Source organism: Pseudoalteromonas nanhaiensis, assembly GCF_051235485.1.
GTDB classification, from domain to species: Bacteria; Pseudomonadota; Gammaproteobacteria; order Enterobacterales; family Alteromonadaceae; genus Pseudoalteromonas; species Pseudoalteromonas lipolytica_C.
Genome location: NZ_JBPNYQ010000021.1, coordinates 65,450 through 73,803, shown reverse-complemented (window position 1 = coordinate 73,803; position 8,354 = coordinate 65,450). Strand labels below are relative to the sequence as shown.

The following is an 8,354-nucleotide window of genomic DNA, read 5'->3' as shown; positions in this document are numbered from 1 at the left end:
GTTGAATCAGCTCGTGAAAAACTTGAGAGGGCTTATGGTGCCCTCAACTAGTCAGAACTTGTGTGATGAAGTACTAGGTTCTAGGTTCTAAAGTAAATTGTAAGAAAGAAAACATCATTCATACCAGCTAATAAATCGGTGTAATTTAATAGAAAATTAAAGCGGGTATAGAAAGCGTGTTTAAAAAAGAGATAAGTATGAAGAAAGTCACCCAAAGAAGATTTTGGGTGGCAGTCTTACCAGCCACATCTCGGCACACACGTCACACGCTGTGGCTGCTCCCTTCCGGGCCTGACCAGATTCACCTGCTAGTGTTGCGAGAGGACCAATAAGACTACCATTGAGAGCCTCGTTCGGCGCGGGAGGGATTATCTCTAGTTTTAGCCTGTTATTCAAGGGGTATTCGAAAAAGAAAGTGCGATTGCATGCTTAGTATACAATCGCACAGTAAATAAGTGATTTTCGTTAATTACTTTTCAAGCTCAGCTTTAATGTTGCGCAGAGCTGCTTTTACTTTTTTCATGTTCTCTGGACCCATACGCAGCAATTGTTTTTGCGCATCAGGTAAATTTTCCCACTCAGAATAAGCATATTGATAAGTAACTGAGTTACGTACTAACGGCATTTCACCTTTTGGTTCTGGAGTATCAAGCAGAACGTCAATCGCCTCTTCTAGCGTGCCAGTGAATGCATCACCTTCGTAGCCAATTTCAGCATAAGCTTCGTTAATCAGTGGCTTGTATTCGTCATACATACGTATAACTTGTGCAGCACTTAAACTAGTAAATAGTTTTACGTAAGGGGTGTAACGCTCATAGCTATTTGGATCGATTGTTAAAATATCCCCTTCAATCACTTTAAATGACTCTTTAGGGCGCTCAACAGGCGCATGGCTTAATACCACTTTACCTTTGGCGATATTATCAACATACACAACACCGCGACGAATAAGGTCATCGGTCACCATTAAGCTCATCACTTGATCGCTTAATAACTCATCCATACGTGCTACAACCACTTCATCGCTTTCATTGAGCGTAGGCAGTGGCTCTACCTCTGGTACTGGCTCTGGGGTTCGCTCTGGAGCCGTTTCAACCACAACTGGCTCTGGTTCTGGCTCTGAGGTTTCAGGTTCAGGCTCAGAGTTTTGATACTCAACCACAGGCACTTCTTCAGTGACAATGTCTTCAACAACTTGCACTGGCTGCTCTTCTGGTTTCAATAAAATAAACGCCGCAACACCGGCGATAATAATTAATATAACAACCGCAAAAATAAGATTATTATTTGATGAACCTGATTTAACTGTAGGCTCTGACGAATGCTCAGACATACACACTCCCTTTAAAAACAAACAAAAAGACGAAAATTAACGTAACTCGCGAGCTAAACTTTGCTTCTTCTAGCTTAAAGACTTACAGTTGATAAATAAAGTAAAGACGCACAACTAGTTAAATGCAAATATGGGTACTAAGTTAAAAAAAACACAGCATTCAAAAGTCGCCTTACTACTTACAGGTGGTGGCGCTCGTGCTGCTTATCAAGTGGGCGTGCTAAAAGCAGTTACTCAAAGCATGCCGCGTACTGCCCCTTTACCGTTTACTATAATTAATGGGACATCAGCAGGCGCAATTAATTCCGCTGCATTAGCATGTTATGCTTCTTGTGCTCATTTAGCGAGCAAAAAACTAGAATGGGTATGGAAGAACTTTTCTACTTCGCAAGTTTATAAAAGCGACTTCATCAGTGTTTTTCTGCATATTCTGCGCAATATGCTAACAAGCTTCCAGTCAGAGCATATAAACCACCCACCAGCGAGCTTATTGAATAACAAGCCGCTGAGAAAACTGCTCAATGAAATACTCGATTTATCTCGTATTGAGCGAAATCTGCATAAAAATTATTTAGATGCTGTGTCTATTACTGCTTCTAGTTATACCACAGGTGATTCTGTGGCATTTTTTCAGTCGCTTACTCAAAAACCTTGGCGCCGAGCGAAGCGCGAGGGACAAGCAACACGTATAAATGTAGAGCATTTAATGGCATCAAGTGCCATTCCTATGGTTTTTCCAAGTGTGAATGTACATAACCATTATTTTGGTGATGGCTCAATCCACCAGCTATCGCCCTTGAGCCCTTCTGTGCATTTAGGCGCTGAGAAAATTTTTATCATTGGTGTAGACGAACCAAAAGCACCACATCCTCCGGGCTATCAACCACACTACCCAGGACTTTCAAATATTGCTGGTCACTTACTCGACAGTGTATTTACCGATACCTTGCAGTCTGATTTAGAGCGTTTACAACGTATCAACCGAACCTTGAGCCTGTTACCTGCTCGCGACAAACATCAAGAATTAAAGCAAATCGAAACCTGCGTGATTAACCCCTCACAGAACTTTAATGTGATTGCCGCACAGTTTTATGACGATATGCCAATGGCGATTAAAGTGTTATTACGTCTTATCGGGGTAAAAAAACGCTCGCAATCAAGCTTAACCAGCTACTTATTGTTTGAGAAGCGTTACACACAAAAGCTCATCGAGATTGGCTACCAAGATGGCCTTAATAAACTCCCTGAAATTCGTAAATTCTTAGAGCTGGATTAGCTACTCCAAACCATCCAGCAAAAACCGCTCTACTCGCTCTACTCGGCGTGGTTTACCTTGTAGCACTAAAATGTCGCCAGCCAGTAAAATAGTTTGCGATGATGGAGCGTCAATTTCACGGTCTTGCCTACGAAGTGCCCTTACAGATACACGGCGCTGTTCAAGTTTTAATTCGCTGATTTTTTGGTTCACAGCATAAGCTCGCTCGGGTAAAGCAATAACATGCAAATATTCTAAGCGGTCTGAACTTGCTTCCTCTCCATCGAGCTTGTCGCCGGTAAAAAAGCCATTTAAAAATTGGTAGCGGTTACGACGTTCTTTACTTACTCTGCGAATAATGCGAGTCATAGGCACTCCCGACATATAAAGAACATGAGAAACTAGCATCAAGCTTGCCTCAAGGGTTTCGGGCACCACTTCTGTCACACCCAGTTCTTTTAGTGTTTCGAGCTCACTATCATCACGCATACGTACAAGAATCTTAACCTTGGGCGCGATTTGCTTGATGGCATCAACCACTATTTGTGTTTGCTCAAAGTCAGTAAAGGTAATGATCACTAGCCTTGCTCGCTCTACCCCAGCTGACTTTAAAATATCTTTTTGATTTACATGACCAAATATAACAGGCTCGCCAGCGGCTTTTGCTTCTTGCAATAAGATAGGATTACTTTCTACTGCTACGTACTCAATTGCCTCGGGCTTTAAAAACCGCGCGATGGTTTGTCCAACCCGTGAAAACCCACAGATCACAACATGGTTATGGTACAACGGACTACTCGCAGCGGGTTGCTGCCAATGTTGCCCGGTTTGACTTAAAAGGCCGAGTTTTTTAATAATTAACGGTGTTTTTTCGATAAGATAAGGCGTGAGTGCCATCGATAGCACTCCTACTGCAATTAAAAACGATGCTTGCTCTGCACTGATTAAAAGGTGCTGCGAAGCAAGGGCAATAAGTACAAAACCAAACTCCCCCATTTGCCAAAGCATGATCCCCGCAGAAACTGCATCTTGCTTACGCTCACCCATTACTTGAGCAGCAATCGATAACACCGCTATTTTAAAGAGCAACAAGCCAACCAGTACAGTGATGATCCAATACCAACTACTAAGCACATAAAGTACATCAAGCTGCATACCGACTGTGACAAAAAACAGCCCCATTAAAATATCGCGAAATGGCCGAATATCCGCCTCTAGCTGGTGACGGTAATGACTTTCTCCTAACATCATCCCGGCTAAAAAAGCGCCTAATGCCATTGATAAGCCAAACAAGTATGTAAGCCCAGCTGCGAACAATGCAACCAATAGCGTGGTTAACATAAATAGCTCATCGGTTCTCACTAATGCGATTTCGCTAAATACCTTGGGGAGTATCCACTTACCTATAGCAAAGAGTAAAACACAAACCAATGCGCCTTTAGTGAGTGCAAACGCCAATGCGCCTACAATTTCCTCTGAGCCGCTTTGTGCTAGCAGTGGATAAACAATAAGTAGTGGCACAACCGCGATGTCTTGGAATAGCAATACGCCAATGGCAAGTTGGCCTCGTCGTTGGTTAAGCTCTCCAGATTCTTTAAGTAGCTTCACAACCACTGCGGTTGAAGATAGCGCCATTAAGCTGGCAATAGTAAAACTATTTAGTAAGCTGTAATCAAGCAGCAACAAAATCAGCATAAACACAATGCTGGTGACAACCACTTGTAATGAGCCAAGACCGAATACGATATTACGCATAGCCCTTAAACGGGGTAACGAAAACTCTAGACCTAAACTAAATAATAAAAACACAATACCTAGCTCAGCCACAAAGTGCATTTCATGGCTTTGCGCCATCCAGCCAATACCGTGACTCCCCGCCAACACCCCTGTTGCCAGGTACGCAAGAATAGGTGGTAAGCCAATTCGTTTGAAGAACCAAACAAATAATACGGCAGCAACTAGCAAGCCAAACACTTGAATCAGCACATTTTGCAAGCAATAAACTCCCTTCTACTTGATGATAAAGCTGTAGCCTTCTTTAACTATAGCAACCATTTGTTTTTCAGCCAGTTTAAAAAAGTGGCACAAATCTCGCTTAGTAGGAGTAACTAAACACTCCGGGGGGAGAATTTTAATGGAAAATGTCCATATTTTGACGCAGCGAGTGTCTGCGCGAGGCGAATTTCTGCCGTTTTCGGCAGAGCATTACCGAATAAATGAAACAAATAATCCACATGACTTAATTGCTAAGCTGCAAACCACACTTTCAATTGAGAATATACTGACGATTTTTGCTAATCATGCAAAACAACTGATTAATTTATCGGGATTACAGTTCCAGTCTTCACTCGGCGTGTCTCAGAGTGCGGGGAGTGATACATCTCAAACGCCTTACTCTTTTGATTTAGATATCGAAAGTGAGCGTTTAGGGCAATTAATTTACTTTAGCCAATTCCCGATGGGTAAAGGCATAGAAGCTAAATTAGAACAGTTACACAGTGCACTGGTTTATCCACTTCGTAATGCCATTATGTATAACCGTGTATTACGTTTGGCAACGAAAGATGCCCTAACAGGCTTAAATAACCGAAGTCAATTTAATGACAGTTTGGCGCAAAAGCTTGAACGTTGTCGTCGCCAAAACCGACCATTTAGCCTAATGTTGCTTGATTTAGATAATTTCAAACAAGTGAACGATAGTTTCGGTCATAAAATTGGTGATGATGTTTTACAAGAGTTCTCAGAAGTACTATGCAGTAGTGTTAGAGGAACAGACTCAATTTTTCGCTTTGGTGGCGACGAGTTTGCACTATTAATTGACGACCCAGAATTCACAACTAACAAAGTAGTTGCAGAGCGAATTATGCGGCTGGTGAAAAAGTCTAACTTGATGACACAATACCGCGTAACTTCTAGTATTGGTTATACTTTAGCAACTAACCAAGATTGCGAAAATGATGTATTTGCCCGAGCAGATAAAGGTCTGTACAAAGCTAAAGCAGCAGGAAGAAACTGCGCCAGAGCTTTTTAATTAACAGAAAGCCTAGCATCCCCCGCTAGGCTTTTTAACTTTAAACTTATAGCAAAGTAATACCAGCCAAAAGCCAGCAAAAAAGCCGCTTAACAAGTAGAGCAATGCAGCCATGGTGGTAAGGGGTGATACCATCACTAAGGCCAATGGCGTAAGTACGCCTAAAATAAAGAATATACCACCTTTACCTGACCAATATCCTAGTAGTAATACCGAACACAACAGGCCGCCAGCTAAGGCATAAAGTAATGTCATTAAGCTCAAGTCTGTATAAACAAAACCAGCAATAACAGCAACTAACAGTGACAACACCAAACCTAGTGGTGCCTTATTAACTAGTGATAAACCAACATGTGGTTGTTCACTCATAGAATATCTCCCAAAAAATTCCTTCATCAACACTGTGCTCAGCGCTAGTGAAATAGCCCACTACTTGCACGAGTTGATCGTTATAAAAAATAAGTGGTGTTTGCGCACGTAACCAAGGGGCCACTTTGGCATCTTTAAACCAATGTTTTAAGGTGTTTGAGCCGGGTTTTTTTAAGGGTTTTATACGTGCTTGAGGCTTATTAAATTCAACGCTTACTTGCTCATTTTTTAAAGGCTTTCTGATGCCCTTCCCCTGCTTAACGATAAGTTTACGGCCATCAGTGAGCTCTATAGGCTGTAAGTTAATATCCATTGCCTGTGGTATTGCCTGCTCAGTCACAAAGTACCAATGTTGCTGATGACGACGAACATCGCCGCTTTGCAAACAAATTTTTAGCTGCGCATCAGCTTGTGCCGTTAAACCTTGCTCAATAATTTGCTGTAGCTGATTCTCAGAAGGTAGTTGATGGGTAAACTGATTTAGCCACGCACGCACAAGATTTGCTTGTCTGGGCTTACTAAACTCCGCAATTGCCACGCAGCTTAAACCACCCTGTGAATTTTGGCAGTGTGCAAGGTCACTTTGCGTATATTCATCGAGCAGCGATTGCTGTTGCTGTAACAGCCGAATACTGCGCGCTGCACTTTTTTCAAACCCTTGAAAACGCTCCATTAAAATAGGCAAAACTTGATGACGTAAAAAATTGCGGTCAAAGCGCTCATCAATATTTGAGTCATCGGTGATATGGCTAATGGCAAATTTAATGGCAAACTGTTCAATTTGCTCACGTGTGATATTAATCAGCGGTCGAAAACATACTCGCCCAGACGCTAATAACCGCGTTTGTGGCATTGATGCTAAGCCTTGCAAGCCTGAACCGCGTTTAAGCCGCAACAAGAAGGTTTCGAGTTGGTCATTTAAGTGCTGACCAAGCAGTATTACACTGCCTGCCACGCAGTTTTCGTCAAGAGCTTGGTATCTTGCCTCTCGCGCTTGTGCCTCGAGTGAAGTGCGCGAGCGCTCTTGGATTTCAACGCGCACAGCTTTAAATGCTACACCGAGCTCTTCACATAGTGACTTACAAAATCCTTGCCACTCATCGGCATACTTACTCAAACCATGATTAACATACACAGCTTCAAGCTTAAGCTCTGGGTGCTGCTTTTGAACTTGGTTCATTAAATGTAACAACACAACAGAGTCAACACCGCCTGATAAGGCAACACTAAAACAGCTGTGTTCAGCGTTCAGCAACGGCTGTAATTGTGCTAAAAAATGGTGATATAAGTCTGATGTTTGCATTAAAAACCAATGAGTATACAAGCGTCTGTGTTATCAGCATTATAAAACAAAAAAAGCCGCAAAAGCGGCTTTTTTCAATTTTAAGCTGTGTTTAGCAGTAACCAAACGACATTAAACGTTTGTAACGCTGATCAAGCATTTCATCAAGTGAAAGGCCTTGTAATTCAGCTAGGTCGCGTTTAAGTTGGTTTTTAAGGTTACGTGCCATTGCATCGTAATTGCGGTGCGCGCCACCTAAAGGCTCTTCAATCACATTGTTGATTAAATCAAGCTCTTTAACGCGCGCTGCGGTTACACCCATTGCCTCTGCTGCTAATGGTGCTTTATCTGCGCTTTTCCATAAGATTGATGCACAACCTTCTGGCGAGATCACAGAGTAAGTGCTGTATTGCAACATGTTAACGCGGTCACCCACACCAATTGCAAGTGCACCACCTGAACCACCTTCACCAATTACAGTACAGATTGTTGGTACTTTTAACGCAGCCATAACTTTAAGGTTGCGTGCGATAGCCTCACTTTGACCACGCTCTTCAGCACCAACACCTGGGTATGCCCCTGGTGTGTCGATAAATGTCATAATTGGCATTTTAAAGCGCTCAGCCATTTCCATTAAGCGTAATGCTTTACGGTAACCTTCTGGCTTTGGCATACCAAAGTTGCGTTTGATTTTTTCAGCCGTGTCACGACCTTTTTGTTGGCCGATAACCATTACAGGTTGACCTTCAAAACGTGCAATACCACCTAATATAGCTGGGTCGTTAGCGAAGGTACGGTCGCCTGCTAGTTCGTCAAATTCCGTGAAAATGCGCTCGATGTAATCACGAGTATAAGGACGCAACGGATGACGGGCTAACTGAGAAACCTGCCAAGCACCTAATTCAGAGAAAATTTTCTCTTTCATTTCAGCACTTTTTTCTTTTAATCGACTGACTTCCTCTTCTAATCCAAGGTCTAATTCGCCAGCGCGGCTTACATTTTGTAATTCTTCAATTTTTGCTTCTAATTCTGCGATTGGAAGCTCAAAATCAAGATAATTGAGGCTCATGCTCTAAACTACCTA

The 8,354-nt window shown here is 42.4% G+C and carries 7 protein-coding genes and 1 other RNA gene; 2 read left to right on the top strand and 6 right to left on the bottom strand.

Annotation, left to right across the window (positions count from 1 at the left end; genetic code table 11):
- Positions 1-234: 234 nt before the first annotated feature.
- Both ffs and ACSFVZ_RS16210 read right to left on the bottom strand, forming a co-directional pair.
- An RNA gene (gene ffs / locus ACSFVZ_RS16215) (signal recognition particle sRNA small type) lies at positions 235-331 on the bottom strand.
- Between the two features lie 138 nt (positions 332-469).
- Positions 470-1,333 carry a DUF3014 domain-containing protein gene (locus tag ACSFVZ_RS16210; RefSeq protein WP_435559232.1) on the bottom strand — a complete coding sequence of 288 codons (864 nt, stop codon included), beginning with the start codon at positions 1,331-1,333 and terminating at the stop codon, positions 470-472.
- 130 nt (positions 1,334-1,463) lie between these two features.
- On the opposite strand from ACSFVZ_RS16210, the gene ACSFVZ_RS16205 reads away from it, so the two are divergent.
- The gene (locus tag ACSFVZ_RS16205; protein ID WP_135924030.1) at positions 1,464-2,609 is read left to right on the top strand and encodes a patatin-like phospholipase family protein; all 1,146 of its coding nucleotides are present in this window, start codon (positions 1,464-1,466) and stop codon (positions 2,607-2,609) included.
- On the opposite strand, the gene ACSFVZ_RS16200 is transcribed toward ACSFVZ_RS16205, so the two are convergent.
- Complete coding sequence (locus ACSFVZ_RS16200; protein ID WP_135924029.1) at positions 2,610-4,583, bottom strand: monovalent cation:proton antiporter family protein; 1,974 nt, start codon at positions 4,581-4,583, stop codon at positions 2,610-2,612. It lies immediately after the preceding gene.
- A 139-nt stretch (positions 4,584-4,722) separates the two neighbouring features.
- On the opposite strand from ACSFVZ_RS16200, the gene ACSFVZ_RS16195 reads away from it, so the two are divergent.
- Positions 4,723-5,619 carry a GGDEF domain-containing protein gene (locus tag ACSFVZ_RS16195; RefSeq protein WP_135924028.1) on the top strand — a complete coding sequence of 299 codons (897 nt, stop codon included), beginning with the start codon at positions 4,723-4,725 and terminating at the stop codon, positions 5,617-5,619.
- Positions 5,620-5,631: 12 nt separating this feature from the next.
- On the opposite strand, the gene ACSFVZ_RS16190 is transcribed toward ACSFVZ_RS16195, so the two are convergent.
- From ACSFVZ_RS16190 to accA, 3 genes are all read right to left on the bottom strand, one after another.
- Positions 5,632-5,988, bottom strand: a complete 357-nt coding sequence (locus ACSFVZ_RS16190) for a hypothetical protein (protein ID WP_435559231.1) — start codon at positions 5,986-5,988, stop codon at positions 5,632-5,634.
- Positions 5,981-7,291, bottom strand: a complete 1,311-nt coding sequence (gene tilS / locus ACSFVZ_RS16185) for a tRNA lysidine(34) synthetase TilS (RefSeq protein WP_435559230.1) — start codon at positions 7,289-7,291, stop codon at positions 5,981-5,983. The genes ACSFVZ_RS16190 and tilS overlap by 8 nt, the downstream gene beginning before the upstream one ends.
- Before the next feature lie 91 nt (positions 7,292-7,382).
- Positions 7,383-8,339, bottom strand: coding sequence for an acetyl-CoA carboxylase carboxyl transferase subunit alpha (gene accA / locus ACSFVZ_RS16180; RefSeq protein ID WP_135924025.1), 957 nt, complete (start codon positions 8,337-8,339; stop codon positions 7,383-7,385).
- Positions 8,340-8,354 lie beyond the last annotated feature (15 nt).

Excerpts from the sequence above, each read along its gene's own strand:
- ACSFVZ_RS16195 (WP_135924028.1), top strand. The coding sequence starts at position 4,723 with ATGGAAAATGTCCATATTTTGACGCAGCGAGTGTCTGCGCGAGGCGAA.
- ACSFVZ_RS16205 (WP_135924030.1), top strand. The coding sequence starts at position 1,464 with ATGGGTACTAAGTTAAAAAAAACACAGCATTCAAAAGTCGCCTTACTA.
- accA (WP_135924025.1), bottom strand. The coding sequence starts at position 8,339 with ATGAGCCTCAATTATCTTGATTTTGAGCTTCCAATCGCAGAATTAGAA.
- ACSFVZ_RS16210 (WP_435559232.1), bottom strand. The coding sequence starts at position 1,333 with ATGTCTGAGCATTCGTCAGAGCCTACAGTTAAATCAGGTTCATCAAAT.
- ACSFVZ_RS16190 (WP_435559231.1), bottom strand. The coding sequence starts at position 5,988 with ATGAGTGAACAACCACATGTTGGTTTATCACTAGTTAATAAGGCACCA.
- tilS (WP_435559230.1), bottom strand. The coding sequence starts at position 7,291 with ATGCAAACATCAGACTTATATCACCATTTTTTAGCACAATTACAGCCG.